At 55.5% G+C, this 26750-nt stretch carries 22 protein-coding genes; 9 read left to right on the forward strand and 13 right to left on the reverse strand.

Features of this window, described 5'->3' with window-relative positions; genetic code table 11:
- Nucleotides 1–62 precede the first annotated feature (62 nt).
- The 4 genes from GT409_RS03450 to GT409_RS03465 all read right to left on the reverse strand — a co-directional run bounded on the left by GT409_RS03450 (nucleotide 63) and on the right by GT409_RS03465 (nucleotide 7274).
- A complete protein-coding gene (locus GT409_RS03450; RefSeq protein ID WP_160626973.1) occupies nucleotides 63–1607 on the reverse strand; it encodes a hypothetical protein in 1545 nt (514 codons plus the stop codon).
- 100 nt (nucleotides 1608–1707) lie between these two features.
- Nucleotides 1708–2880, reverse strand: a complete 1173-nt coding sequence (locus GT409_RS03455; RefSeq protein ID WP_160626975.1) for a sialidase family protein — start codon at nucleotides 2878–2880, stop codon at nucleotides 1708–1710.
- Nucleotides 2881–2897: 17 nt separating this feature from the next.
- On the reverse strand, nucleotides 2898–5441 hold the full coding sequence (locus tag GT409_RS03460) for a sulfatase-like hydrolase/transferase (RefSeq protein ID WP_160626976.1): 2544 nt from the start codon (nucleotides 5439–5441) through the stop codon (nucleotides 2898–2900).
- Between the two features lie 15 nt (nucleotides 5442–5456).
- On the reverse strand, nucleotides 5457–7274 hold the full coding sequence (locus tag GT409_RS03465) for a glycoside hydrolase family 2 protein (RefSeq protein WP_233231598.1): 1818 nt from the start codon (nucleotides 7272–7274) through the stop codon (nucleotides 5457–5459).
- A 197-nt stretch (nucleotides 7275–7471) separates the two neighbouring features.
- Between GT409_RS03465 and GT409_RS03470 the strand changes: the two genes are divergently transcribed.
- Complete coding sequence (locus GT409_RS03470; protein WP_160626977.1) at nucleotides 7472–8350, forward strand: helix-turn-helix transcriptional regulator; 879 nt, start codon at nucleotides 7472–7474, stop codon at nucleotides 8348–8350.
- Here the strand turns inward: GT409_RS03470 and GT409_RS03475 are convergent.
- Entirely contained in the window at nucleotides 8343–8993 is a 651-nt protein-coding gene (locus GT409_RS03475) for a helix-turn-helix domain-containing protein (RefSeq protein WP_160626979.1), read from the reverse strand. The genes GT409_RS03470 and GT409_RS03475 overlap by 8 nt on opposite strands.
- 74 nt (nucleotides 8994–9067) lie before the next feature.
- Here GT409_RS03475 and GT409_RS03480 point away from each other — a divergent pair, with 74 nt between their 5' ends.
- Complete coding sequence (locus tag GT409_RS03480; RefSeq protein ID WP_160626981.1) at nucleotides 9068–10201, forward strand: ABC transporter ATP-binding protein; 1134 nt, start codon at nucleotides 9068–9070, stop codon at nucleotides 10199–10201.
- 37 nt (nucleotides 10202–10238) lie between these two features.
- On the opposite strand, the gene GT409_RS03485 is transcribed toward GT409_RS03480, so the two are convergent.
- Nucleotides 10239–11105: an AraC family transcriptional regulator gene (locus tag GT409_RS03485; RefSeq protein WP_160626983.1), complete on the reverse strand. Its 867-nt coding sequence runs from the start codon at nucleotides 11103–11105 to the stop codon at nucleotides 10239–10241.
- A gap of 57 nt (nucleotides 11106–11162) precedes the next feature.
- Here GT409_RS03485 and GT409_RS03490 point away from each other — a divergent pair, with 57 nt between their 5' ends.
- The gene (locus GT409_RS03490) at nucleotides 11163–12605 is read left to right on the forward strand and encodes a sulfatase family protein (RefSeq protein WP_160626985.1); all 1443 of its coding nucleotides are present in this window, start codon (nucleotides 11163–11165) and stop codon (nucleotides 12603–12605) included.
- Between the two features lie 22 nt (nucleotides 12606–12627).
- Here GT409_RS03490 and GT409_RS03495 read toward each other — a convergent pair whose 3' ends face one another.
- Nucleotides 12628–14103, reverse strand: coding sequence for an SGNH/GDSL hydrolase family protein (locus GT409_RS03495; protein ID WP_233231599.1), 1476 nt, complete (start codon nucleotides 14101–14103; stop codon nucleotides 12628–12630).
- Between the two features lie 163 nt (nucleotides 14104–14266).
- Here GT409_RS03495 and GT409_RS03500 point away from each other — a divergent pair, with 163 nt between their 5' ends.
- The 6 genes from GT409_RS03500 to GT409_RS15850 all read left to right on the forward strand — a co-directional run bounded on the left by GT409_RS03500 (nucleotide 14267) and on the right by GT409_RS15850 (nucleotide 19927).
- Nucleotides 14267–15601 carry an AsmA family protein gene (locus GT409_RS03500; RefSeq protein ID WP_160626987.1) on the forward strand — a complete coding sequence of 445 codons (1335 nt, stop codon included), beginning with the start codon at nucleotides 14267–14269 and terminating at the stop codon, nucleotides 15599–15601.
- Nucleotides 15602–15619: 18 nt separating this feature from the next.
- On the forward strand, nucleotides 15620–16228 hold the full coding sequence (plsY, locus tag GT409_RS03505; RefSeq protein WP_160626990.1) for a glycerol-3-phosphate 1-O-acyltransferase PlsY: 609 nt from the start codon (nucleotides 15620–15622) through the stop codon (nucleotides 16226–16228).
- A gap of 83 nt (nucleotides 16229–16311) precedes the next feature.
- Entirely contained in the window at nucleotides 16312–17292 is a 981-nt protein-coding gene (locus GT409_RS03510; protein ID WP_160626992.1) for an NAD(P)H-dependent glycerol-3-phosphate dehydrogenase, read from the forward strand.
- 9 nt (nucleotides 17293–17301) lie between these two features.
- Nucleotides 17302–18135 (forward strand): alpha/beta hydrolase, encoded by an 834-nt coding sequence (locus GT409_RS03515; RefSeq protein WP_233231600.1) that lies wholly within the window; start codon nucleotides 17302–17304, stop codon nucleotides 18133–18135.
- Nucleotides 18135–18539 (forward strand): DUF4395 family protein, encoded by a 405-nt coding sequence (locus tag GT409_RS03520; protein WP_160626994.1) that lies wholly within the window; start codon nucleotides 18135–18137, stop codon nucleotides 18537–18539. The genes GT409_RS03515 and GT409_RS03520 overlap by 1 nt, the downstream gene beginning before the upstream one ends.
- Nucleotides 18536–19927: an RluA family pseudouridine synthase gene (locus GT409_RS15850; protein WP_233231601.1), complete on the forward strand. Its 1392-nt coding sequence runs from the start codon at nucleotides 18536–18538 to the stop codon at nucleotides 19925–19927. Before GT409_RS03520 ends, GT409_RS15850 begins: the two co-directional genes overlap by 4 nt.
- On the opposite strand, the gene GT409_RS03530 is transcribed toward GT409_RS15850, so the two are convergent.
- The 6 genes from GT409_RS03530 to ptsP all read right to left on the reverse strand — a co-directional run bounded on the left by GT409_RS03530 (nucleotide 19928) and on the right by ptsP (nucleotide 26648).
- Nucleotides 19928–21112, reverse strand: coding sequence for an aminotransferase class I/II-fold pyridoxal phosphate-dependent enzyme (locus tag GT409_RS03530; RefSeq protein ID WP_160626995.1), 1185 nt, complete (start codon nucleotides 21110–21112; stop codon nucleotides 19928–19930).
- A complete protein-coding gene (locus tag GT409_RS03535) occupies nucleotides 21081–21560 on the reverse strand; it encodes an Lrp/AsnC family transcriptional regulator (protein ID WP_160626997.1) in 480 nt (159 codons plus the stop codon). The genes GT409_RS03530 and GT409_RS03535 overlap by 32 nt, the downstream gene beginning before the upstream one ends.
- Before the next feature lie 108 nt (nucleotides 21561–21668).
- Entirely contained in the window at nucleotides 21669–22403 is a 735-nt protein-coding gene (locus GT409_RS03540) for a TorF family putative porin (RefSeq protein WP_160626998.1), read from the reverse strand.
- Between the two features lie 109 nt (nucleotides 22404–22512).
- The gene (locus GT409_RS03545) at nucleotides 22513–22854 is read right to left on the reverse strand and encodes a P-II family nitrogen regulator (protein ID WP_160626999.1); all 342 of its coding nucleotides are present in this window, start codon (nucleotides 22852–22854) and stop codon (nucleotides 22513–22515) included.
- A 27-nt stretch (nucleotides 22855–22881) separates the two neighbouring features.
- Entirely contained in the window at nucleotides 22882–24210 is a 1329-nt protein-coding gene (locus GT409_RS03550) for an ammonium transporter (RefSeq protein ID WP_160627001.1), read from the reverse strand.
- Between the two features lie 194 nt (nucleotides 24211–24404).
- Complete coding sequence (ptsP, locus tag GT409_RS03555) at nucleotides 24405–26648, reverse strand: phosphoenolpyruvate--protein phosphotransferase (RefSeq protein ID WP_160627003.1); 2244 nt, start codon at nucleotides 26646–26648, stop codon at nucleotides 24405–24407.
- Between the last annotated feature and the right edge of the window lie 102 nt (nucleotides 26649–26750).

Here is a 26750-nt window from a genome sequence, read left to right on the forward strand (position 1 = left end):
TTTTTCAGTTCACACGTTCCGTAAAAGGATTCCGCTGCAACCCCAAAAAACAGACCGACTGCTTATTCTCCGACAATCCGGTAAAATGCAGTGGCGGCTGTCGGCGTTGTCGTTACAGACAGCGTGCCGTCGATCCCGGCAATCCCTTCCACGAGATTGCTCCATGCCCCCGTCAACAAATCGGTGCGGGTCTGCAGAACATAGGTGCCGACAGCTTCCGCTGTCCATGAAAGCTCCACATCATCTGCCGAAGACAACCCCATCGAGATCGAACCGATTTCCGTAATTTGATCCGGCAGCGCATCGGCCTTAAGAACACGAATGGAATCGTACCAGGCACCGGAAAAATCGTTTATCCCGAAGAACTGAACGGAGCCGACCGAAGTAATTTCATTTTCATAGGCTGCATTGCTCAACAGGCTCGTCCCGTTCAGGAGGATGTCATAATCCGTTTCCCGCATCTGAACCTGCAGATGGTCGGTCAGCCCGCTGGTGAACCAGAAATCATTTGCCATTAAAATATTATTGCCCAGAGAGACCCAGGCTCCGTTCCAATATTCCAGACTCCCCGAAACGCCGTCAGCCGTGCCGGTCCACCGCAGACTGATTACGTTCAGTCCCGATTCATTTTTAATGCGAATCCCGTTCCATTTTGTCGCTCCGTCCCGCTTTGAGCGGATATCGGCATGAAAGACCACTCCGTCTTTGACGGCCGCATTGGAGGCCAGATTGGCAGTCACATTATAAAGCCCCTGGTCAAAACCGACAGCGCCATTGAAAATGAACGATTCCTGAGCGTCTGCCAGCACCCACGATCCGACCTCCGTTCCGGCATCCAGCTGCTCAACAGCTGTCAGCGTTCCTTCACCGCCGGAGTCCGGCACATTGAACTCAGCATTAAAGTGCGCGGCATAGCCTTCCGGAGCCAAACCACTGGTAACCAGGATCGTATCGTACCAGGCTCCACCCAGAAGTACGCCATCCCCAAAAAACTGCATGGACTGAATGGTTTCCGGCACCGCCGCATACTCCATGCCCTCAAGAATAACCGCTCCGTTCACCGCGACATCATAGCCGGCGGAAGACAGACTGATTGTCATCCGATCCGTAATACCGCTGGCAAAGCCGAAATCGTTGGCAAGAAAGATATCATTCGCGGCAACAACCCAGCCGGTACCCGTTACCCAATATTCAAGCTGTCCCGACACTCCGTCGGCGGTGCCGGACCAGCGCAGGCTGATCGCGTTGAGACCGGCTTCATTCTTAATGCGGATTGCATTGTATTTGTTAAACCCATCACGCCGGGAACGCATATCGAAGGTAATTGTCACGCCGTTGGCCACCTGCGCGCCGCTCTTGCAATTGGCTGTAAAGTCGTATTCCCCCTGGTCAAACCCGGCCGCGCCGCCGAAAATCAGCGACTCCTGTGCGTCCGTCACAATCCATGACCCAACCGGAGTTCCTGCATTCACCTGCGCGGCATTGGTCAGCGTTCCCGGTCCACCGCTGTTCAACACCTCAAAGTCGGCGTAGAAATTTGTAACCACTCCGGCATGCCCGGCGCATGCCGCAAAACTTACCGCTGCTATCATCAGGAACTTCTTCATGGAACTCTCCTTTACTAGGTTATAAATATATTCTATCTGCTTCCTATAATCTGGCCATGCCCGCGAATCCAAAAAACATTCCCCAGAATCCACAGATGCATCACCGTTTGGTTTGCGGAAAAAAATCGACCCGCCGCCCGAAATAGGCGTCGTCGTGATAATCGACCCAGGTACAAAAAAGAGAAAACAACGCGCCGGGCGCCGGTGCGGTTTCAATCACGGAAGGGATTCCGGCGCGATGATGAGTGCTGTCCACATCATAAGGTCCCAGCCAGCTCTGCCCGCCATCCCCGCTCAGAACCAGCTTCACATCCAGCTGCATCCGGTCCGGGGTAACGCTCAGTTCATCCGGGGAAGGCTGATCTTCATTCGTCACAAACACGACCGCCAGCCAGCCGTTGCTCAGAGCAATGCCGTGCGGGGCAAAACTGCTGAAGATCTCCGGGGAACTGTACACCGGACTGCGCCCTTTTTTCCGCCAGCTCCAGCGCCGCCCATTGCTGTCCGAAAATGTACTGCGCAGCACACTGCGAAAAAGATTATCCCCGATCGGCTCAACCCCCTCAAAAAAGCAGGTCAGCCGCCCGTCAGCCTCCACCACACTGGCCATGCCGTCGCGCGACAGCTCCGAAACATCCTGCGGCCGGGCCGCGACCACCGGCTCCTCCCACCGGCCGCACTCAGACGACCAGGTTTCCATGACAATCCACTGATGACGCCAAAAACCCGCATCGTGAGGACGGCTCTCGTCATCATAATAACACTGGATGTCTCCTTCAGATGTCTGGAACAGAAACGGCCCCCACAGCCCCTGCTGGTCGCCCGGCCCGAGCATCTCCACCTGAACCTCTTCAACGATCGAGTGCTCCCGCCAGCTCCGGCCTCCGTCAACCGATGCACGCACTCGAATTGAATAATAGGGCGACGACTTATGTTCTCCTGTGTCCAGATTATGACGATAGGCATAAAGCAGCTCGCCGTCGCGCGTCTGAAGGAGAGAACCGTCGCCGACATCATGGGCATCGATCACCTCCACAATCATCGCGCGATTGGTCCAGCTTCCGCCCTCATCATCACTGACGGCCATAAACACCTGCACCCGGTCCGGCTCAACAACCGAAAAGGTTGTGGCCAGCTCCCCGCCTGGAAGGCGAACCAAAAACTTGGCGCCGGCCGCCGGCCGCCGCTCGCCGGCCCTTGCGGCCAGATGTATTTCGGATGCACAGCCCGTCAGCGACCAACCGATCAGCAATAAACAACATGCTCTGCTCAACAACATAACGTTTTATTTTATCGTACCTGACCGGAAATCGCCACGTTAAACCGTTTGACTTTCTCACCCGCATAGAGCCGCAGCCGGGCGGTGAGCTCGACCTGCCGTCGGTCCGCCGGGCGATGAATCAACCGGCCGTCATGACCCAAAATATCCGGATGCGACGAGCTCCAAACCACGTCAGATCCCCCGGCAGCCTTCTGTGGTAGAAAGACGGATGAGCTCACCGATCCCACGCTGTCTCCGGGCGCGAAGCGGGGGGCCAGCCGATCAAAATCCAGCGCCAGACGCACCTCATTACCCTGCTGATACAGCCCGCGAAGAATTTCCGGACTCAATGCCGTATTATAAACCCGCACGTCATCGATCAGCCCGCCGGCGCCTTTGTCGCGCCCGTTTCCACCAATCCACAGCGCTGCATCCGAAGGATCCATACCCGGTACGGCGGCCGACTGAACTTCCTCGCCATTCAGATAGAGCCGGGCGGTCTGTCCGTTCCAGATCGCCCCCAGATGAACCCACTCGCCCGGCACAACCGACCGCCGGTGCTTTAACGCGGCAATCCCGTCCCGACGAAGCAGATTAAAAATCCACTGCCCGTCGCGGTAATGCAGATGAAAGCCCTTGGTCGGCCAGTTCATCTGTCCCAGCAGATAGCAGTCTTTTCCAAGTTCCGGAACCGAGTCAAACTGCACCCACATCGACACGGTCAGCGCCTGCCGGCAGTCCACCGGAGACTCGTGCAGCGCATCCTGTCCGGCGCAACTGAACCGCCGCGAAGCGCGGCCGACCGCCCCCGGCTCCGCGCCGCGTTCAAATGACTGCTCAAATTGAAGAATCGGCCTGCGTTCGGCCACCTGCAGGTCAAACACCGGCTCCAGCTCACTCCAGGGACGCGCGCCGCTCTGCACAGTCCACGCCTGATATTTCTTTGCCAGCCGCGACGCGATCTCCGGACACGCGGCGGCCAGATCCGTTGTTTCGGTGCGGTCGTTTTTCAGGTTATACAACTCCCACTCCGCCGCGCGCGGTGCGGCCGGATAGCCATAGTGACTGTACAGCTGCACATCCTTTTCATAGCGCGAAACCAGTTTCCAGTCGCCGTCGCGCACCGCGCGGTTGCCTTCATGTTCAAAAAACAATGCCCGTTCAGGCAGCGCTCCTCCATTCAGCAGCGGCAGCAGGCTTTCCCCTTCCGGCGGCTGGATGCGATACGCGCGGCCTTCGCGCTCAAACACATCCGGAAGTTCCGCGCCGGCGGCATCCAGGCAGGTCGCCATCACATCCACCACATGTCCCGGGGTACGGTCCAGCGCGCCTTTCACCGACTCATCCATTCCGGCCGGCCAGTTGATAATGCAGGGGGTCGAAATTCCGCCTTCATGAACCCAATGCTTGTACATGCGGAACGGCGTATTCTGCACATGCGCCCACGGCATAAAACAGCCCTGGTACGACTCCGGCGTCCCAACCTCCCGCCGGTCATGGCTGCCGACCTCCTCCGGACACCCTCCATTGTCAGCCAAAAACAGAATCAATGTGTTGTCGCGCACGCCGCTCTTTTCCAGCCAGGCAATCACATCGCCGAGCTTCTGGTCCATCCGGTCGATCATGGCGGCATAGACGGCCATCTTCAGGTCCCAGTCATCCTTATCGTACTGGTTCATCGGCACACCGTCCCAGCCGTCGGCCGAATCGCCCGGAATGCTGTCCCATGCCGGCAGGGCCGGGTCGCGCGGCGGAAGCGTCCAGGACGGATCGAGGATCTTCCGTTTCTGCATTGCTTTGAAACGGCGCTCGCGCACTTCGTCCCACCCGTTTCTGAACTTGTCCTTTTTCCAGCGGTACTTAGCAATATCTTCCGGCCGGGCATGCATCGGCCAGTGCGGCGCATCAAACGCCAGATACATGAAAAACGGCTTCTGCGCCTGCTCGGATTTCCATTCTTCAAGAAAACGAATCGCGTAATCGGCTTCGGCGTCGGTCAGGTAAAACGAATCGTCAAACCCCAGCTCCTCCTTGGATTTGCACTGCGCCGGATCGCCGGTGAAGTTCACGGCCAGCCAGGGCGGATTGAAATAGTTCACCCGGAAGCTGCGCAGGAAACTGCGGTCGAATCCGCGGCGGCAGGGCGCGTGCTGCTGGTCGCGAAGCGTGTGGGCCACATGCCATTTTCCGGAATGCATCGTCCAGTATCCGGCGGCGTTGAGCGCCTCGGCAATGGTCATGCAGTTGTGGTTCAAATGCCCCTGATACGCCAGCGCGTCCAGCGGCTCGGCCATATAGCCCATGCCGGCCTTGTGCGGATAAAGCCCGGTCAGCAGGGAAGCCCGGCTCGGCATGCAGCGCGCGGTATTGTAAAACTGCGTCAGGGTTAAACCCTCCGCGGCCAGCCGGTCCACGGTCGGCGTCTCGATGCAGGAACCGAAACAGCCCAGATCCGAGTAGCCCATATCATCGACCAGCACCACCAGGATGTTCGGCGGCGGTTCCGGTTTCGCCATGGCCCAGAATCCTGCCAGCAACGCGGCAACGCCCGTTTTATAAATGCGGTTCCTCATCGGCTTCTCCTCCTTTTACAGGCACACGGATTCCGGCGCATACAGCTCTTCATGCAGTGCGCGCAGCCGCTCCTCCGCTATTTTTATGACCTTGCGGTCGTAAGTGACCAGCCCGTTGATTTCGCCTTCCACATCCGTTGTCTGGGTATACACCGCCGCCTGCAGGCTTTTTTCGCGAATCCCGAACAGGATTCGGCTCAGCCGTTTCTGATACTGCGCCACCAGCTCCTCAACATTCTCATAGCTCTGATAGCCCCAGTTGCGATCCCACCAGAGATGCCCGTGCACCGCGTAGCCGAGCCCGCCGAATTCGCCGACGACCACAGCGCGGTCTTTCCGCGGTTCAGGAATCAGGGTTTCCTCCCAGTAGTTGTGAATGTCATACAGGTCGCCGATGTCGCGGTCTTCCCAGCCGCTGGTGCTGCTGACCAGCCGGGTCGAATCCAGCGACCGGATCAGCTGCGTTTTATGCGCCACTTCGTGCTGGCCCCAGCCTTCGTTCAGCGGCACCCAGACCGCAATGCAGGGATAGTTGTAAAGCGACGCAATCATTTCGCGCAGCTCGGCATCAAACGCAATCGCCGAGCGCGAACGCATCAGCACATCCTTTTGACCGCCTTCGGGCACATGCTGCACCGTGCAGCGTTTTTCCAGATCAATTTCAGACGCCTGAATAAACCCGCTCGGCATGTCCTGCCAGACCAGCATCCCAATCCGGTCGCAGTGAGCATAAAACGCCTGCGGCTCGATCTTGATGTGCTTGCGCACCATGTTGAATCCGGCGGCCTTCAGGAAATCGACATCCCAGCGCAGCGCGTCTTCACTCGGCGGCGTCAGCAGTCCGTCCGGCCACCAGCCCTGGTCCAGCGTTCCGTACTGGAAAAGCGGTTCATTGTTGAGCAGCACCTGCACCCCGTCCCCGTCCGGAGCCATGCTGATTTTCCGCATGGCAAAATACGACCTGGCATGATCGAGCGACTCCCTGGAATCCCCCTGCCCGGAAAAAAGTTCCACCCGCAAATCATAAAGCTTCGGAGCGTCCGGACTCCACAGTTCCGGGGAAACCAGCGGCAATATCAGGGAATCATCGATATGCCCCCTCGTTTCGGCAATCTTCACATCGCCGTCAAAGACCGATACCTGAACACAATCACGCCAGCGACTCGGCGGCACCCGCCCGATCACCTGCACCTCGACGCTGGAGGCGTCCACATCCGGCGTAATGCGCAGTTCCTCAATCGAGTTTTCCTTTGCGACCGGCTCCAGCCAAACCGTCTGCCAGATTCCGGTCACCGGCGTATACCAGATATTATGCGGGAACAAATCCTGTTTGCCGCGCGGCTGGTCTTCGGAGCTGGTCGGATCCCAGACCGAAACCAGCAGTTCGTTTTCGCCGTCGATCAAAAACGCGGACACATCAAAAAAGAAAGGCGTGTTCCCGCCGCGATGATGTCCGGCCAGCCCGCCGTTCACCCAGACCGTGCACTCATAATCCACCGCGCCGAAATGCAGCAGCACGGCATTGTCTTTCCAATCCCTGGACACGTCAACGGTCCGGCGGTACCACAGCCGTTCCTCCGGCGACACGCGCCGCCCGACGCCGGACAGAGCCGACTCGATACAAAACGGAACCAGAATTTCCCCGTCAAACTCTGCGGGGCCCGCATCCGTTTTTGGCAAAACAGAATATTCCCACAATCCATTCAGGTTCATCCACTCTTCCCGCTGCATCTGCGGCCGCGGATATTCCTGCCAAACCGACTCAGGATTCAGCTGCTCGCCCCACACCGTCATCAGCGGCGATTCTGCCGGCTTCCAGTTTGTATCTGCCATTGGTCTTCTCCCTGTAAAATTCTTGAGTTTGACTCTATTAAACAACATGCCCGCCTTTTCCGGAATAACCGCGCCTTTATAAAACATGCCTCAAAATCCACTCGCGCCTGTAAAATCTGACAGCGGATCCTTGAGCTGAAATTCCGCTTCCGGTAAACTTCCGGTCATCTTTGCGAGAGGGGAAGCCCGGCACACCTATGGAAAATAACCGTATTATAGAAACCCAGGTCGAACGGATCATCATTCCTGAAAACTCACGGGAACGCATTCTCACCCAGCCGTCGCCCAACATCCACTGCATGGACGATTACAATATCCTGATCGCCGGCATCAGTGAACTGACCAAAGGATACGGCGCGGAACGCTTTCCCTCTTATTACAACATGATCCTCTACGCCTATTCCGGCTCCGCACAGATTGAAGAAGGCGGCACTACACGGATACTCAAAGCCGGCGAGGTCATGACCGCCCCCATCGGACACACCTTCTCGTACGCCCCGGTGACCGACCGCTGGGAAATCGCTTGGATTCACCTGGTCGACTCTCCGGACTGGAATGCGCTTTTCCCCAAAGCAATCACCGTGCGCCCCGCCCAGTGGGGCCAACTGGTGAAAACCCTCATGGAGGCGTTTATCACCGAATCCAACACCCGGCGCGCCGACTCGCGGCAGCCGCTGCGGCTGTGCACCGAAATGATCACCTGCTACCTGAAACGCGAGCTCGGCATGGAAAACCCGACCGAACTCAAAGCGCGCGAGACCCTGCAGAACCTGTGGAGCCAGGTGCACGCCGACCTGACCCGCAAATGGACGGTGGACGAACTGGCCGGCTCCGCCGGGCTCTGCAAAACCTACCTGCACCGCCTCTGCACCAAATTTTACAACACCTCCCCCATGAACATGATCACCACCATGCGCATGGAACGGGCCGCCGAGCTGCTCTCCTTTTCCAATTACACACTGGAAATGATCGCCGACCAGATCGGCTATGAAAGCGCTTTCACCTTCTCCAAAGCCTTCAAGCGCTACGCAGGCATCAGCCCGAAAGAATTCCGAAAAAAACAATCGGCTACGTAATCCATAGACAGCTTTCGCGGTAGTCGCTCGGGCTGCGGCCGGTATGGCGGCGGAAGAAGTGATTGAACGCCGCGAGGTCGTCGTAACCGACCGCGCGGGCGATTTGAGACACATTCAGCTCATTTTCTTTGAGCAACTCACAGACCTTTTCGATCCGCAACAGCGCCAGCTCTTTCATCGGCGGCCGCAATTGATCCCGGCGGAATGCGGCCGCCAGCCCGGACTTGCTGCACCCAAACTGTTCACTCAGCGAATCCAGGCTGATCTCCTCGTCGAGATGCAGCTCCAGCCAGCTCATAACGCGCGGCGCCAGATGTCCGGTTTCCGGCGGCTCGCAGGTTTCCAATCTTTGAAAAAGATAGCTCACCGCCGCCTGCCGGTGCGCATTGGTCACCTCAAATTCAAAAAAAGTTTCGCGTACAATTTGAACCGAAAGATCATCCGGAGCAACGGCCTCGGATAAACACCCTTCCAGCAGCATTGCCTGCACATCAGTCAGCTCCACCGGTTCCGTCATCGGCAGCGCCACCGGAACGGCTACAGTCCGCCCGCCAACCCGGCACTTCCCGGTTAATACAAACAGAACCTGCGGCTCTTCAGAGGCCGCCAGCCGACGGGAACCATTTACCGTTTTAATCATCATGAAGTAAAAACTAGCTTGATATGCGATAAAAATCAATATAGTTTGATCAAAATTTCACAACGGAGCAAAAAAAAATGGCAAACGTCAACCTGAACGGCATTTTTAAAATTTATGACGACGGCTACGAAGCGGTCCGCAACTTCAACCTGGACATTGAGCACGGTGAATTTCTGGTGCTGGTCGGCCCGTCGGGCTGCGGCAAATCGACGACCCTGCGCATGGTCGCCGGACTCGAAGAAATCAGCCGGGGTGCAATCTCTATCGGCGACCGGGTTGTCAACGATGTAGCCCCCAAAGACCGCGACATTGCCATGGTTTTCCAGAACTATGCGCTCTACCCCCACATGAGCGTCTACGACAACATGGCTTTCGGCCTCAAGTTGCGCAAAATGCCTAAAAAGGAAATCAGGCAACGCGTGGAAAAAGCCGCCGAAATTCTCGGCCTGCAGGATCTGCTCAAACGCAAACCCAAGGCGCTCTCCGGTGGACAGCGCCAGCGCGTCGCCATGGGCCGCGCAATCGTCCGCGAGCCGTCGGTCTTTCTCTTCGATGAACCCCTCTCCAATCTCGACGCAAAAATGCGCGTCGAAATGCGCAAGGAAATCCTGCAGCTGCACCGCCGGATCAGCACCACCATGATTTATGTCACCCACGACCAGATCGAAGCCATGACCCTCGGCGACCGCATCTGCGTCATGAACGTCGGCGTCATTGAGCAGGTTGGGGAACCGACCGTGATTTTCGACCACCCCGCGACCCTGTTCGTCGCCCGCTTCATTGGCACCCCGCCCATGAACATTTTCTCAGGAAAGCTGCGTCGCAGCGCAGAGGGGCAGATCCTCTTCGACGGCGATTCCATTCTATGCCCGCTGCCGGCCGACAAAGCCGCCATGCTCGAAGGATGGGAGGACAAAAACGTCTGCCTAGGCATCCGCCCGCGCGCACTGAAACTGGCAAAGGACGAGGCCCCCATCGTGTTCGAAGGCCGAATCGATGTTTCCGAAATGCTCGGCGAGGAAGTGCTGGTTCACGTCGAATCCGGCGAACACAAATACATCACCAGCATCAATCCGCACGAAGCCGCCGAACTGAAAGACGGCACCATCCGCCTGACGCCGGACCTCACACTCGCCCACATCTTCGACGCCGAAACCGGCCGAAACCTCACCCTGCCCGAAGAGGTAAAAGCAACCACTCTGCCTGCATAATCTTTGGCGTCAGCAGCTTCGCAACAGAAACTCTCATTTAAAGCAGACCGCCCGGCGTACAGCCGAACCGTTTTTTAAACTGCGCGCAGAAGTGGGATACATTGCGATAGCCGCTGGAAAAACAGATCTCCTTCACCGACAGTTCGCTGAGTGCCGCCAGCTCGCGGGCGTTTTGAAGACGTCGGGTTTCGATTGTTTTTCCCGGTGGCTCGCCGTTTTCCGCAGCAAACAGCCGGGTAAAATGAGCGCGGCTCACGCCCAGGCGGCGGGCCAGTTCACTGACGTTGAATGACGGATCGCAGAAACAGGTTTCAATCAGCGCAAGTGCCCGCTCGGCAACACCGCCCGGTTTTCCGCCCGCCCGCAGCGTGCGCGGAATTTCCATAAAAAAGCGGTACGCGCGCGCGGAAACCTCTTCCGCATCGAGCGGTTTTCCGGCAAACCGATCCGCCAGCAGTCCGGCCAGCTGCGGCACCGCGCCGGTATCCGGCGGAAGCTCAAAGCAATACCCCTGCTCCGCCACCAGCGCTTCCCCCCAGCGGTAAAGTTCCCGACTCTGCACGCTGACCCAAATCCATTCCCATTCCATATCGCGAGGCAGCCAGTACGAGGTTGGCGATCCAAACGGCACCAGAAAACCGGTTCCCGGCTTCAGGATTCGCTCTCCGTCTTCGTCCCGAAAGACCGCGCTGCCACTCATCGTATACTGAAAAAGCAGAACCGACCGCTCCGGCGCGCCGTGTGTAGTCCGCGTTGAGTTGTCCCAGTTGATATGGCGCTGCGAACCGTGTTCCCGTTGCCACCCCGCCGCCAGCGGCAAAATCGGAAGCCGGGCATCGCGCGGCAGGGAAAGCATGCAGGGCTCCCCGCTCTCAAAAAGCACAAATCCGTTATCCTGTGTCATAAAACCTGAATAAATATGGGTTTAATTCGGAAAGATAATACAACAATATTGATAATTATGAACCCGAAAAATAAACGTCCGAACATCCTGTTTGCTCTGGCTGACGATGCATCGCACTTCAGCGCCTACGGCCACATCTTCGTCAACACGCCGCACTTTGACCGTGTGGCGCACGCCGGAATCCTTTTCAACAACATGTTCACCACCAACCCGAAATGCGCACCGTCGCGCGCCTCCATGCTGACCGGGATGCACACCTGGCAACTCAAGGAAGCCTGCACCCACTGGTGCGTATTCCCGGGGCCGGACGAATTCGCCGTTTATCCCGACCTGCTCGAAGACGCCGGCTATCACGTCGGCTTCACCGGCAAAGGCTGGGCGCCGGGCGACTATGAACGCAACGGCCGTAAGCATAACCCCGCCGGCCCGGAATATAACGACATCACACTCACACCGCCGGAAGGCTCCCTGATTGCCGACTGCGATTATGCGGCCAATTTTGAGGACTTCCTCAGCAAACGCGCCGGCGACCAGCCGTTCTGCTTTTGGTATGGCGGGAAAGAACCGCATCGCGCCTACACCGCCGGCGAAGGACAGCGCCACGGCAAAAAGCTCGAAGACGTCACCGAAGTTCCGCCCTACTGGCCGGACGAACAGCTCGTTCGCGAAGACATGCTCGACTACGCCTTCGAAACCGAATGGTTCGACAGCCATTTGGGCAAGATGCTCGCACTCCTCGAAGAGCGCGGCGAACTGGAAAACACACTGGTCGTCGTAACCTCCGACAACGGCTGCCCCTTCCCGCGCGTCAAAGGCCAGATGTACGACGACGACTTCCGCCTGCCCTTTGCCGCCATGTGGGCCGCGCAGGTAAAATCCGGCCAGACCTGCGACGACCTGTGCAGCTTCATCGACCTCGCTCCCACCTTTCTCGAACTGGCAGGAGTTGAGATTCCCAAAGAGTGGCCGGGCAAATCACTTACCGATGTTTTCCAAGGGTTGGACGCCGGAAGAGATCGAGCGCTCATGGGGCGCGAACGTCACGACATGGGCCGCGAAAATGACGCGGGCTATCCGGTGCGCTGCATCCGCACGCCACAGTATCTGTATGTGCGCAACTTCGAGCCGACCCGCTGGCCGGCCGGCAATCCGGAAACCGGCTTTACCAACTGCGACAGCTCGCCAACCAAAACCCGCATTCTCGAACTGCATGAACAGGGTGTTGATTTCTACTACGAGCAGGCTTTCGGAAAACGACCGCTGGAACAGCTCTTTGATGTCAAAAAAGATCCGTACTGCATGACCGATCTGGCGACCGATCCGGCCTTTGCCGAAACCAAAGCGGCCCTCTGGGAAGAACTGAAAGCCAAGCTGGAAGAGACGGGAGATCCGAGGATCTTCGGCAACGGCGGTATCTTTGACACCTATGAGTACTGCAGCGACGCTCCGCACTCATGGGCCAACTACGCGACAGCCACCTGGGAACCGCAGGTTTATTAACCTGCGGCGCCCTCGGCGCTTGTTATTCGCCCAACAGAGCAGCGATCACCTGCGCATAAACCCGCACCATAAAATCGTTCGGGTGGTTAACATGATTGCCGGTCATATCGCAGTAGCGCTTGGTTTTCAGAAAATATTCGTGCATCGACCACACATCGGCGACGGCCACGGATTCCGATTCCAGCTGTTTGAGCGCCGGAAGATATCCGTCCATCGGCGAAAGGGAACGCCAGTTTTCGTTGGGCTGGAACGAGGCGATCAGGATGAATTCAACATCCGGATTCTGCGCCTTGATGAGCTCCATGGTTTTCTTGGTGTTGGCAATGTATTGTTCCACCGGGACTCTGGCCCCGTCATTCATACCGAACCCAAGCAGGCAGAGATCCGCTTTTTCAGGAGCTGCATAGTACGGAGCCACACTGAGGCCCCAGCTCGAAACCATGCCGCCCAGCGATGCATTCACAAAGGTGATTTCGCTCTGCGAACCGGAGCGTAAATATGTCATCAGCAAGTCGCCGTATCCCGGAACAAACGGCGGCTTCCCGGCTTTGCCGCTGGCGCTGGCTCCCGTGGAAATGCTGTCGCCCAGCAAAAGAATTTTCAGCGGTTCACCGCTGCGAAGCGCTTTTTTGGTTTTCAGAAGCTGCTTCTTTCCGGTCGATGGAACAGGGCCGCCCCATTTGCCGGCGTGTTCATAAGTCACGGCAATCTGGCGGTCGTTCCAATAATTGCCTTCGGTAAAGGCAATGTATCCGCCTTTCCACGACTTAAAGGTTTTCGGAGGCGCATCGGCAGAATCAGGATAGAGCTGCTTGTACGTTAAAGAAGGAATCGGGGATTTTTCGGTCAGCCGAATCGTTTTGCCATCCAGGATAAAATCAGTACCGCTCTGATAGGTTTTGTCCAGTGCATAACCGCGCACCGTAATCTCCCCGACCGGATCGAACAGCAGGGAGCCCTCCGGCGCCTTGCCATCAACCGAAATCGGCAACACGGTTTCCCAAATCATTCTGGATGACTCCCATACCGGCGCCATCATCTCTTCCAGAGGATACCCCGGCTGCTCCGCAGTATCCACAATCAGCTGTGCTTTCGCTCCCGGCTTGGGACTGACCGCCGGAGCAGGGGATTCTGTCTGACGAATAACAAATGAAAGTTCCGCCTGGCTGGAATTTTCATTGAACCAGTCTGTGATAATAAAATTCACCCCGGAATGCGTGGTTTTGATTGTCGATGTGACCAGATACTTTTCGGAACCATCTGCGGACACAACATACAGCTTCATCGACGGAGTCATCCCGTCTCCGGCCACAGTCGCAGGCAGGGAAACCCGTGCATCTGCTGTCTGCCGGCTTTTGACCTGGCCCAAATCAAATGAAAACATACAAACGACACCGGGCTCGTCACTTTTTTCAGGGGTCGCTGCCAATTGTATCTTTTCTGAGAAGGCTGCAAACAGGCTCCCCGTCAACACCCAAACCGCAAACAGTTTTTTCATCGTCACAATCTCCTTTGTTAACACACAAGACGGCCAGAACAGCTCTGAGAATAAGACTTCTCATTATGACCATTTATTCCCTCTGTTCAATGTCTTCACAGAACTGAATGATCCGCAAAACCAGCTGGTTGCCTTCCCGGCGACATCTAGGTACATTTGCTGGATGAAAACACTGGGTACCATTCTGATTGTTCTGTTCGTAATTGTCGCATTGCTGGGCGTCGGGCTTCAGATGTTCCTGACCAAGGGGCTGACATCTGCGCTCAACCAGGGAGTCTTCCCTGCCGTCAAGGCCATGTACGGACTGGAAATGAGCATCACCAACGCATCGGTGAATGTCCTTAAAGGAACGGCCGAACTGCAGGGCTTTGCCGTGCGCAACCTGAAAGGCTATGAAGAACCCTACCTGCTGACCTTTGACGACTGCCTGATGGAAGTCGATATGATGTCGCTGATCCGCCGGGACCCGATTCTCATCAACCGCGCTGAAGCACATGGCGCCGTACTGGTGGTTGAACGGAACAGCGATCGCAAGTTCAACGTCAAGGAACTCGCCGATGCTCTCAAGCCGGTTGAATCATCAACCGCGCCGGATACGGAGCCGGAAGAAAAAGCAGAACCGCAACGCGTCCCGGCCCCTGAAAAAGAAGTCGCAAAAACAGAACCGGTACCCGTGCATATCCGCCGCATCATCGCTGATCTGCGCGTTCTTTATTCCGACTCCAAAAGAGACCGGGAATATCCACTGGATCTGCAACTGAAAGCCAGCGACCTGTTTACAGTTCCAGAAAAAAGCCAACCGAACAGCCTGATCGTTCTGCGCGGATCACTGGCAGACGACAGCAATTCATTTGCCACCGATCTCAGCGCCGTCTTAGAGCCGCTGACCGACCCGGCCAATCCGACCTTCAACGCAACCGGAAGTATTCTGGATATCGACGCCGAATTCCTCGAAGAACTGCTGAGCAAAAACGATATGGAAAGCGGCGTCTTTTCCATTAAGCCATCGATTACCTGCAACCAGGGCCGACTCGAAGGATCCGACATCGACCTGGTCATTAAAGACCTCAAAATCTACAATGCGGAAATCGGCGAAACCAAACTGACGCTGCCAATCACCGGCACGCTGCAGAAACCATGGATTGATTTGTCCGGCACACTCAGTTCGCTCTTCTCGGAACAGGCGCTCAACATCGGAAAAGCCGTTGGTCTTCAGGAATTGAAAAAAGAACTCGGCATCGAAGACGGCGCCATCACACAGCAGACTCTAATGGGCCAGCTCACCAACCGGGTAGAAGAAATCAATGACAGCCCTGCCCTGCAGGAACTGATCCAGCAGATTGCTCCGGGCACACAGCCAACCAACAGCACCTCCACAAATCAACCGATCAAAAAAGCCATCGGAAACGCTCTGATTGAACAGCTCGAACAAAACGTTAAAGAAGTCGAAGGCAACGAGGCGGTTAAGGACCTTCTCCGCGGCTTTTTCAACAAATAACCTGAAACCGGTTCTTCTATGCAAATACAGATTCCTCTTCTCACCATACTCGCCTATCTGATCGGTTCCGTGCCGTTCGGCCTGCTGCTCGCAAAAACCCAAGGCAAAGACATCCGGAAACTGGGCAGCGGAAATATCGGTGCCACCAATGTCCTGCGCTGCCTGGGGAAACCGCTGGGCATCACCTGCTTCGTGCTCGATGTCCTCAAAGGCTTCTTGCCCGCCTTCCTTTTTCCAAACATTGGAAACTGCGGTGCAGAATTCGGAATTCTCTTTGGCGCGGCCGCCATCCTCGGCCACAACTTTCCGATCTTCCTGAAATTCAAAGGCGGCAAAGGTGTCGCCACCAGCGCAGGCGTCCTGTTTGGCGTCGCCCCGATGGCTGTTGTCGCCGGCCTGCTCGTCTGGGTGATCGTCCTGAAAGTATCCGGTTATGTCTCGCTCGGCTCCATCATCGCCGCACTGGCCGTCGCTCTCATCGGCTGGATTCGCGTCGACCACTACGGCGTCGTGACCGCCGCCGCGCTCACTCTCCTCGCCGCGCTCTCCATTTACCGCCATCGCGCCAACATCCAGCGACTCATCGCCGGAACTGAAAATAAATTTGAGAAAAAGAAAAAATCCTGATCGGTTTCTCGCCAGAACGCCAAGCCCGCAGAGTGTATGATTAGCGCGCTTTGCGAGAGAAAAAAGAAAGCAACAAATAGCCTATGAACTGTTTTGTAATTGGAAACGGCGGATGGGGCACGGCCCTCGCCATGACACTCGCCGGCAACGGCCACCGCGTAACCATCTGGGGCCCCTTCGAAGAAGAAATTGAAACGATCCGCAGCGCGGGCGAAAACAGTGTTTACCTGCCGGGCGTCGATCTTCCGTCGGAAATCAAGTGGACTTCCGATCCATCCGCCTCCGCCGGAACAGATCTGGTCGTCATGGTTACACCGTCACGCTTTTATCGCAGCACGCTCGAAACCTTTGTGCCGTACCTCAGCGAAAACACGCTGATTGTGAGCGCGACCAAAGGACTCGACGAAAAAACGCACCAACGGATGAGTGAAGTGGCCGAAGAAGTGCTTCACCGCGAAATCGCCGTGCTCTCCGGACCGAGCCACGCCGAAGAAGTGGCTCGCGGTGTCCCAACGGCCGTCACTGTCGCCGGCAGCGATTTCCAAACATTGGAAAAAATCCAGGCCGCTTTTATGGGCCCCGCGTTCCGCGTATACACCTCCGACGATCTCATCGGCGTCGAACTGGGCGGAACGCTCAAAAACGTCATCGCCGTCGCCGCCGGAATTCTCGACGGAATCGGACTGGGTGATAATTCCAAGGCCGCGCTGATGACGCGCGGACTGGCGGAAATCGCCCGCCTCGGCGCCGCTCTCGGCGCCAAACCGGAAACCTTCTCCGGCCTGAGCGGCATCGGCGACCTGATCGTTACCTGCGCCAGCCGTCACAGCCGCAACCGCTCGGTCGGAGAGCGTCTAGGAAGGGGTGAGAGCCTTCAGGAGATCATGAACGGAATGAAGCAGGTTGCGGAAGGAATCTGGAACGCTAAAGCCGCCCGCGATCTGGCAGAAAAACATCATATCGACGTGCCGATTACCGAAGAGGTCTGTCAGATTGTTGAGAACGGAAAAGACCCGAAGCAGGCGCTGCATGATTTAATGAACCGTGACCCCAAAGCTGAATAAAGGAATTTAATGATGCAGAAAAAACTGTCGTGTCTGATGTTAAGTCTGCTCGCCCTCACCCTGTCGGCGGTGGCGGCTTCCGTAAATATCATCTCCATTCCCGCCAGCACAATGGAAAAAACCATTCCGGCCACTCTGATTCTTCCGGATGCCTACGAGAACAACGCAGATCAGCGCTTCCCCGTCCTCTATCTGCTGCATGGTGCAGGCGGCAATCACGCCGGATGGAACAATGCTGCCGAAATCAGCAGGCTGGCCGACGAATACGGAATGATTGTTCTGTGTCCGGACGGTGGAAAAACCAGCTGGTATTTCGACAGTCCGATCGACCCGACCTATCAGTACGAAACCTATGTCGCCAAAGACTGCGTTCAGTTTATGGATTCGAACTACCGCACGCTGGCGCAGCGCGAGTCGCGCGCTACCTGCGGACTGAGCATGGGCGGTCATGGCGCTCTATTTCTGGCGATTCGCCATCTGGACACCTTCAGTGTGGCCGTGGCGCTGAGCGGCGGCGTGGATATCCGCCCCTTCCCGAACAACTGGGATATTAAGCTGCGCATCGGAGAAAAACAGACGAACCCGGAAAACTGGGAACAATTCACCGTCATCAACCTGGCCAAAAACCTCAAAAACGATGATCTGGCCATTTCTCTGGACTGCGGAACCGGCGACTTTTTCCGCGAAGTCAACCGCGCACTGCACCAGCAGCTGATTGACGACGGCATCGACCATCACTTTGAGGAAAACCCCGGCAAGCACAACTGGGACTACTGGAAATCTGCCATTCAGCGACAAATGATTTTTATCGATCAACACATCGCCCATTCCCTGGTGCAGTAATGAATACATTAAACAAAAGCGTCGTCCGCATCACCGCATTCCTAACCGTCCTGCTGCTGCTCGGCGGGCTGTTTTCCATGCTCAAATGGGTCGCACTGATCCTGTGTTTTGATGCACTGATCCGCGGATTTACAAACCTGCCGATCAGCCCCCTGCACCGCGCCGCCCGCGCGCAGTCGAAAATACTGCGTCGCGGTGCAACACCGGTTGATGCCGCACCATACCGTTTTGCGGCCAGAATCGGATTTGCCGTTTACGCCCTGATTACCCTTCTGGCCTTTACCGGCCTGATTGCGCCCGCACGAATCCTGACCCAGTTGATGGTTCTGGCCGCCGGAGTTGAAGCATTTGCGGGTATCAACATCTGGGGAAAAGTCTACACCCTGCTCCACAAATCCAGATGAACCGGCCTCCGCTCACCCTCGCCGCCTTCGGACTCTGTACCGACTGCCGAACCGTTCACACGCTCCCCGTTGGCAACAGCCGCCAATACGCGGACGGGCTGATAAAAGAACTCGATGAACGCAGATGCATAGACGACGCTTCCAATCCAAAATTTTCTACGGATTATCTCTGGGGCGACGCGCGCGGACAAATGTTCGGTGTGCTCGAATGCGAAGACAGAAACGGGAACTCCGTCGTGCTGAAAGCATTTTCCTGCCAGTACAACGGCGAGTGGAGCGTTGACGGATGGGTTCCTCCTATCCCGAACCCTCAGGCCTTTGAACAGCTGATTGCTGAGCCGGACCGAGAAATCAACATACGCACACGTGCACTGAAAAAACTGCAGGCAACCGACCCGGACCATTTCCAACTGTTTGAAGAGCGCAAGGCGCTCTCGCAGCAACTGATGAAGGAGATTCACGCTCTCTACCGCCTGACTAATTTTCGCGGAGCAACCCGGCCGCTATCAGCAATATTTCCTGGAGACAACATCCCCACCGGCGTCGGCGACTGCTGCGCGCCGAAACTGCTGAACTATGCCGTTCTCAACAAACTGAAACCGCTCGGCCTGAGCGAATTCTATTACGGCAGAGAAAACAAATCCGGAACCCGCCAACATAAAAAGTTCTATCCCGCCTGCGCCGAAAAATGCCGTCCAATTCTCGGCTTTATGCTCTGCGGACTGGATGGTGCTTCCGCCACAACAGCAGCACAAAAAAAATTAGAATTCCTTTTTGCCGACGACAGCCTCGTCGTTGTCGCGAAACCATCCGGCCTGCTGTCTGTCCCGGGCAAAGGACCGGAAAATCAGGACTGCGTCACCGCGCGAATCAGAGAAGTTTTTCCAGACTGCCCCGGCCATCCGGAAGTACACCGGCTCGATATGGACACCTCCGGCCTGATGGTGCTCGCGCTTAACCGCGATGCCCATCGCGAACTGTCGCGACAGTTCCACGACCGCGAAACCTCTAAAAAATATATTGCACTTCTGAACGGAGAGATCGAAGAGGGTTCCGGCGTAATCAAACTGCCGTTTCGACTCGACGTCGACAACCGGCCCATGCAGATCTACGATCCCGTCCACGGAAAGATCGGAATCACCCGCTGGAAGACGCTCGGCATCGAGGACGGGAAGACACGCGTTGAAATGATTCCGATCACTGGAAGAACCCATCAGCTGCGCGTACACGCCGCCTCAGAACACGGCATTGGAGTTCCAATCATTGGAGACCGTCTCTACGGAACCGGAACGGCTCCCGGCCAGCTGAAACTGCATGCCTCGTTTCTATCGTTCATCCATCCGGCTACCGGAAGGAAAATGCAGTTCACATCCGAACCACCGTTTTGATCAGGAAAGGCGGGAGACAAACCGGGCGATACGGGGCATAGCTTCTTTGAGGTCATCGAACGCCGTCGCAAAGCAGCAGCGCACCGACCCTTCACCGCAAGCGCCGAAGGCGGTCCCCGGAACAACCGCCACATTTTCTTCCTCAAGAAGTTTCATGGCAAAGTCGTAGGAGCTCAGCCCGAATTTTCCAATGGTTGGAAACATGTAAAAAGCTCCTCCGGGCAGAAAACACTCAACACCCATCTCCTGAAAAGCGCTGTGCATGTAGTTCCGGCGCGCGGCATAGCTCTCACGCATTCCGGCGATATCTTCTGCCGGGTTTTGGAGGGCCTCAAGAGCGGCACGCTGACTCAGTACAGGAGCACAAAGCATCGTGTACTGATGAATTTTCATCATAGCTTCCGTGAGCTCGGGCGGAGCGCAGGAGAAACCGAGTCGAAAACCCGTCATGGCCCATGCTTTGGAGAATCCGTGCAGATAAACGGTACGTTCACGCATGCCGGGAACAGCTAATATACTGGAGTGCTGCACGTCGTAGGACAGTTCACCGTAAATTTCGTCCGAAAGAACAATCAAATCGTGTTCTATGGCAAATGCGGCAATTTCTTCGGTTTCTTTGCGAGACAAAACCGCGCCGGTCGGATTGGTCGGGAAGTTGAGAATCAGGACTTTTGTTTTTTCCGTCACCTTTTCTTCGAGCTGCGCACGGGTTAGACGGAAGCTATTCTCAACAGAGGTTTCGATCTTGACCGGCACCCCATGAGCAAAGGTAATGATCGGGTTGTAGGAAACGTAGCAGGGTTCGTGATAGAGCACTTCGTCGCCCGGCTCAATCAGTGCACGCAGAGCAAGATCCATCGCCTCGCTGACGCCGACTGTAACCAGAATTTCACGGTCTGCACTGTATTCGACACCAATCAGACCTTTGACATAAGACGACAGTTCTTTACGCAGGCTGAGCAAACCGAAGTTGGACGTGTAACTGGTCACGCCCTGCTCCAGCGCTGTAATGGCGGCCTCACGTATGTGCCAGGGCGTCACGAAATCCGGCTCCCCGACACCAAGACTGATCACGTCGTCGCGGGAGCTTACAATATCGAAGAAATCGCGGATGCCTGAACGCGGAATATCGCGCACGTGAGCGGCAATCCGGTCACGGAGAGATTTGGGGGCGTTCGTTTTCATCAGGAGTATGCATCAGCACATCGTTGCGCTTATAGGTTTTGAGCATGAAATGGGTACCGGTGCCAACCACACCGCTCAGCGGAGAAAGCTTTTCGCTGACAAAACTGGCGACTTCATTGAGTGTTTTTCCGCCGACAAACAGCAACAGGTCATAGCCTCCGGACATCAGGTAAGCAGAACGAACTTCAGGAAACCGGCTGATTCGCTCCGCAATGCGGTTGAAGCCGCCTTCACGCTCGGCAGTCAGACGCACTTCAATGACCGCCGTAACCGGACCGTCTTCCAGCTTGTCTTCGTTAATGACGGTCTGATAGCCCTGAATAATTCCAGCGGCTTCATATTCTTCGATCTTTTCCGAAATTGCTTCGACCGGCTGTCCCAGCAGTTTGGCCAGATTCTCCGGACTTTCTTTCGCGTTATTTTTCAGCAGCTTAAGCAGTTCATCCATAAATTTTCTCCTATTGGAAAAACTGAGTTATAAACGCTTTTCCAAACCTTGGAAAACAAAAAAGCGTCCCGCGCTGCGGGACGCTTTCGGATTTTGCCGAAACTTCGCTTAGAAGTCGCAGCCGACGCCAACGGTACCGACAACGGCAACGTCGTAATCATCGTCATTGAGAACAGCTTCGTCGAGCTGAGCAATGTAGGTCAGGCCGGCGCTGACAGACCAGTTGTCGTTCAGGGCATAGTCCAGGCCGAGAGAAGCGGTCGCGTCGTTGAAACCTGTGGTATCACCATCAACGACATAACCAACACTTACGCCGGCAGAAGCGAACAGAGCATCTGAAATGTCTGTTTCGTAACTCAGAGCGGGCTGAATGTACCATGTGTCATCAATTTCGCCGCCGACACCGTAGTTGATGCCAAAAGACGCGTAAAGGCCGTTGGTGCCCAGTGCGGAGCCGAGGGTCAGGTTCAGTTCCTTGTCAGATGTTCCGCCGTTCGGGTACGTGTATTCGATGTAACCAACACTCACGTCCATGGCGTCCACCGGAAGGCTGTAGGAGACGTAGTAGTCGATTCTGGAGAAATCACCGGTTTCTTTGCCGGTATTGTCTCTGATGTTATTAATATCGTAGTTACCCCAGATTCCGACGGCAACAGAGCCGTATTCTTCCGGTACTGCAAAACCGGAGGCTTCCAGGCCCGGCTGCATTACGAGGCCGTTGTTCAATGTGACACCGCGGAATACGTAAGCGCTGGCAAAGTCAACATAAGCGCTGACGTCAGCTGCCTGAACGGACACTGCGGAGGCCACGGCCACCGTCATCATTACAATACTCTTCTTCATACTGATCTCTCCTTTTGTTTGCTGTTTATTGCCGAGCACACTCGCCAATCCGTCTCCCCCGGTCCGACTGACGAATGCACTCTAAACAATATCCTTAACGGGGCTGGCGCTAGCCAATGGCGGCTTCACCCCTTTCGCCCGTTCGAATACGAATACACTCTTGCAGGTCTTGAACAAAGATTTTTCCATCACCAATATTTCCCGTTCGAGCGGCGTCAATAATGGCATTTACAGTCGTTTCGACGAATTCAGAGTTGACGGCAATCTCAACGCGCACCTTTTTGAGCAGGTTCACTTCAATGTCCGCTCCACGATATGTTTCGTGATAGCCCTTCTGCTGACCGCAGCCCAGGGCATTGGTTACGGACATTTTGAACACATCTTTTTCGTACAGCGCCTGTTTTACCGCGGTGAGCTTGTCAGGCTGTATATACGCAATGATCAGTTTCATCTTTTTACCTCTCTTACCCACTGACAACTAGATATTTGTGAAGATTTGGAACCCGCCGTAGGCCTCCATGCCGTGTTCGCCGATATCCAGACCTTTGAGCTCTTCTTCTTCGCTGACACGGACCCCCAGCGTAAGCTTGAGAACGAGCATACAGATGAATGCCGCCGGAAAACAGACGGCACCGTAAGCCAGTACACCAAGCGCCTGTACACCAACACTGTAATCCGGACTGAAAACACCGACAAAAAGTGTACCAAGAATACCACTAACCAAGTGCACTGAGGTCGCACCGACCGGATCATCCAGATGCAGCTTGTCGAACATCATCACAGAAACCACGGCCACAGCTCCGCAAATCAAACCGATCAGAATCGAGGAAAACACCGAAACGACATCAGCTCCAGCCGTAATACCAACCAGCCCGGCCAGACAGCCGTTGAGCACCATGGTGAGGTCCGGCTTTTTCTGGATCGACCAGGTGGCGATCATTGAACCGATGATACCGGCCGCTGCCGCCATAGATGTGGTAACGAGAACAAATGAAACACCGCCCGGATCACCGGAGAGAACCGAACCGCCGTTAAACCCGAACCAGCCGAGCCACAGCAGGAACACACCGATAGTCAGCAGCGGCATATTGTGCCCCGGGATCGCTTTAATCTGCCCATTGACGTATTTGCCCATACGCGGGCCGAGCAGCATGATCGAAGCCAATGCACCCCAACCGCCAACGGAATGAACCAGCGTAGAACCGGCGAAATCATGAAAGTTCATTTCTGCAAGCCAGCCGCCGCCCCAAACCCAGGAGCCGACAAACGGGTAAATGATTGCGACATAAATTACGGAAAAGATCAGGAACGACGGGAGTTTGATGCGCTCAGCCACCGCTCCGGAAACAATGGTGGCTGCAGTTGCCGCAAACATTCCCTGGAACAGGAAGTCTGTCCAGTAGGAATAGGCTCCGCCGGCATAATCCATCAGGCCGGCAGCCCCTTCAGGGCAATGAACCCCTAAGCCGTCCGCACTCAGTCCCAGAAAACCTTTGATGAGCCAGCTGTCGCCCGGATACATCAGCGCAAACCCAATCAACGCGTAAGTCAGCAAACCGATTGCAACAATCGCTGTATTCTTAAACAGGATATTAACGGCGTTCTTCGCACGGGTCAGGCCCGTCTCCACCGTTGCAAAACCAAGGTGCATAACAAACACCAGAAAGATGGATACCATCATCCAAACGTTGTTGGCGGTGAACATTGCGTCAGCGGCTGTCACCACCGGTTCCGCATCTTGAGCATACCCCCTTGCGGCAAAAGCCAACACAGCCGTTGCCAGCAAAGATGTCTTCCATATCTTCATTGTTTCTCCTTTCAAAGTTGAGCCTTCCCGCCCGTCAATTTTTGACGGGACAGGCCCCCCTGAAAGCAGAAACCAGACCAGTTTTTAAAACACCAGAGAAACAGCACTCAAAGCACTTAGGAATAAAAGCTTACAAAAACAAAGCCCGCAGACAAAAGAATACATTTTCGTAACCAGAGCGAGCTGAAAGACATTTATGTATTCTTCAAAAACTCTTCCATTTCGGAAATTCGGCTCAATTCCAACATTTGCCGGGCAGCATATACTGCTTTTTCCATACTGACGGCCTCCACGGCCTGCTGGATTTCAAACATCTGCCGCGGCGACAAACTGAGCTTGCGAATTCCGACGCCAAGCAGGAACGGAATCATTTTTGCGTCACGAGCGATATCTCCGCAAATCGAAACATCTTTACGATGACTTCGGGCGACCGACACCACACGATCAATGGCCCGTAAAATAGCCGGATGATGCGCCAAATAAAGCTTTGAGACCATTTCATTGGTCCGGTCGACTGCCAGCGTATACTGAATCAGGTCGTTGGTACCAATCGACATGAAATCAACCTCATGCGCCAGATCCTCCACCAGCGTCACCGCAGAAGGGAGCTCCACCATAATTCCCAGTTTCGTATCCCTGTTGTATTCCACGCCTCGACCGTCGAGCTCCTTCATGCACTGAAGAACAAGCTCTTTGGCCTCGACAAATTCATCCACAGAAGCAATCAGAGGGAACATAATCCGGGAATTTCCACCGGCACCCGCACGAAGCATAGCGCGCAGCTGCTCCGTAAACACATCCTTGTTGCGGAGCAAAAAACGAATCCCGCGCAACCCGAGAAACGGGTTGGCCTCCTCCACTTCATCCTGATAGGAAAGCAGCTTATCCCCACCAATATCCAAAGCCCGGAATGTCACCTCCCGCTGCCCCATCGACTCCACAATCCGTTTATAAACACGGTACTGCTCTTCTTCCGACGGAAAATCGTTTCGAATAATAAACGGAAACTCACTTCGATAGAGTCCGACGCCTTCTGCACGAAACTCATCCGCCAGCTTCAAATCGCTCAGCAGATTGATATTCGCAAAAATCTGAATGCGGGTGCCATCCGCCGTATAACTTTCCGGCTTCATCGGAAGAGCCGCAGCCAAAGCGTCAGCCCGGCGCTGATACTTCGCATATTCGGCAAGAATCTCATCCGAGGGCTGGATGTAGACCGTCCCGGCAGAGCCGTCCATCAAAAGGTCGCTGACACCATCGAACAAGTCAAACTGCTGAGCATCCACCATCACCATCGGTTTCTGCAGCGAGCGGCAAATGATCGCAATATGGGAAGTCATTCCCCCCTGAACAATAAATCCTTCTGCATTTTCCGTGGCAAGCTTCAATACATCGGACGGAAGCAGTTCATCAGCCAGAATAATGTGACCGCTGTAATCTCCGGGAGCCCGAGTGCCGCCGACCAGGTTTTCCATCAGCCGGTGCCCAAGGTCCTTCAGATCGTGAACTTTTTCTTTCAAACGAGGATTCGGGCTCGCCGAGAAAATATCAATATAACGGTTCACAACCTCCACCAGAGCGTCCGCCGGATGCTCTCCATCCACAATTTTGCGGCGAATCGTTCCGGAGAACTCGTCGTCTGCCAGAATCAGCAGATGCGCATTAAAAATCAACTGGGCAACATCCGACAGGTCCTCCGCGGTTTTGCGCTGCAGCTCGGACAACTGCTGCTCACTGGCCGTCAGCGCCCGCTCAAAATCCTCTAAAGTCAGATGGTCCGGTGTTGCTTCAAACCGACGGAACTTCCCGCTGCGTCCAGCCACCACAAAACTTCCGTGCCCGCGCGCAATCCCCGCACTGCCGGGACGTCCTTTAACCAGACGGCTGCCGGTCGCGGTTTTTACCGATTTTTTTTCGCTCTTCTGGTGCAGTGCCATTAAAAGCCCGGCGTTTTCAATCACCGTCGCCAGCTGGCCGGCAATCGCCCGCAAAGCCTGCTCATCAGAGCTGTCAAAATAATTCGCCTGAGGGTCCTGCACCGTCAGGACCCCAACACGTTTGAGCTGCCGACGAATAGGCACAGCCAGAAAGGCCTCATACTTTTCCTCGCCGATGCCGTCAATGGCATAAAAATCGCGGCTTTCAGTCGCCCGGCCCACACAAATCGACCGAAGCTCTTTCAGCGCCATTCCGGCAATTCCCTGCCCGAGCCGCAATTCGACATTACCAATCGCCTCGGGCTCCAGCCCCTGCGTTGCCCGCAGGCGCAACGTGCGTGAGGCATCATCATAAATATAGATTGAGCAGACCGCGGCCTGCATGTGATACGCCACTGTGCTCACGGCCGCCTGAAGAAAATCATCCAGACCACTGCTCTTCTCAAACAGAGAAGAGAGCTCCGCGACATCGCAGATCATATTGACATTCGTCTTTCCCATAAGAACTTTTTACCCTCTTTTTCTGGACATTGGAACGCAATAGTTCGGGCGCAGGCCTTTTTTATAGACTCTATAAAACGTCAGATCAACAGTGCAGGCACC

It is taken from the genome of Tichowtungia aerotolerans (assembly GCF_009905215.1).
GTDB classification, from domain to species: Bacteria; Verrucomicrobiota; Kiritimatiellia; order Kiritimatiellales; family Tichowtungiaceae; genus Tichowtungia; species Tichowtungia aerotolerans.

Bases quoted from the DNA above. Each gene is read 5' to 3' on its own strand.
- GT409_RS03530 (WP_160626995.1), bottom strand. From the start codon at position 21,112: ATGAAAACGAACGCCCCCAAATCTCTCCGTGACCGGATTGCCGCTCAC.
- GT409_RS15850 (WP_233231601.1), top strand. From the start codon at position 18,536: ATGAACCGGCCTCCGCTCACCCTCGCCGCCTTCGGACTCTGTACCGAC.
- GT409_RS03540 (WP_160626998.1), bottom strand. From the start codon at position 22,403: ATGAAGAAGAGTATTGTAATGATGACGGTGGCCGTGGCCTCCGCAGTG.
- GT409_RS03515 (WP_233231600.1), top strand. From the start codon at position 17,302: ATGATGCAGAAAAAACTGTCGTGTCTGATGTTAAGTCTGCTCGCCCTC.
- GT409_RS03460 (WP_160626976.1), bottom strand. From the start codon at position 5,441: ATGAGGAACCGCATTTATAAAACGGGCGTTGCCGCGTTGCTGGCAGGA.
- ptsP (WP_160627003.1), bottom strand. From the start codon at position 26,648: ATGGGAAAGACGAATGTCAATATGATCTGCGATGTCGCGGAGCTCTCT.
- GT409_RS03470 (WP_160626977.1), top strand. From the start codon at position 7,472: ATGGAAAATAACCGTATTATAGAAACCCAGGTCGAACGGATCATCATT.
- GT409_RS03450 (WP_160626973.1), bottom strand. From the start codon at position 1,607: ATGAAGAAGTTCCTGATGATAGCAGCGGTAAGTTTTGCGGCATGCGCC.
- GT409_RS03510 (WP_160626992.1), top strand. From the start codon at position 16,312: ATGAACTGTTTTGTAATTGGAAACGGCGGATGGGGCACGGCCCTCGCC.
- GT409_RS03550 (WP_160627001.1), bottom strand. From the start codon at position 24,210: ATGAAGATATGGAAGACATCTTTGCTGGCAACGGCTGTGTTGGCTTTT.
- plsY (WP_160626990.1), top strand. From the start codon at position 15,620: ATGCAAATACAGATTCCTCTTCTCACCATACTCGCCTATCTGATCGGT.
- GT409_RS03485 (WP_160626983.1), bottom strand. From the start codon at position 11,105: ATGACACAGGATAACGGATTTGTGCTTTTTGAGAGCGGGGAGCCCTGC.
- GT409_RS03490 (WP_160626985.1), top strand. From the start codon at position 11,163: ATGAACCCGAAAAATAAACGTCCGAACATCCTGTTTGCTCTGGCTGAC.
- GT409_RS03480 (WP_160626981.1), top strand. From the start codon at position 9,068: ATGGCAAACGTCAACCTGAACGGCATTTTTAAAATTTATGACGACGGC.
- GT409_RS03535 (WP_160626997.1), bottom strand. From the start codon at position 21,560: ATGGATGAACTGCTTAAGCTGCTGAAAAATAACGCGAAAGAAAGTCCG.
- GT409_RS03495 (WP_233231599.1), bottom strand. From the start codon at position 14,103: ATGAAAAAACTGTTTGCGGTTTGGGTGTTGACGGGGAGCCTGTTTGCA.
- GT409_RS03475 (WP_160626979.1), bottom strand. From the start codon at position 8,993: ATGATGATTAAAACGGTAAATGGTTCCCGTCGGCTGGCGGCCTCTGAA.
- GT409_RS03465 (WP_233231598.1), bottom strand. From the start codon at position 7,274: ATGGCAGATACAAACTGGAAGCCGGCAGAATCGCCGCTGATGACGGTG.
- GT409_RS03545 (WP_160626999.1), bottom strand. From the start codon at position 22,854: ATGAAACTGATCATTGCGTATATACAGCCTGACAAGCTCACCGCGGTA.
- GT409_RS03500 (WP_160626987.1), top strand. From the start codon at position 14,267: ATGAAAACACTGGGTACCATTCTGATTGTTCTGTTCGTAATTGTCGCA.
- GT409_RS03520 (WP_160626994.1), top strand. From the start codon at position 18,135: ATGAATACATTAAACAAAAGCGTCGTCCGCATCACCGCATTCCTAACC.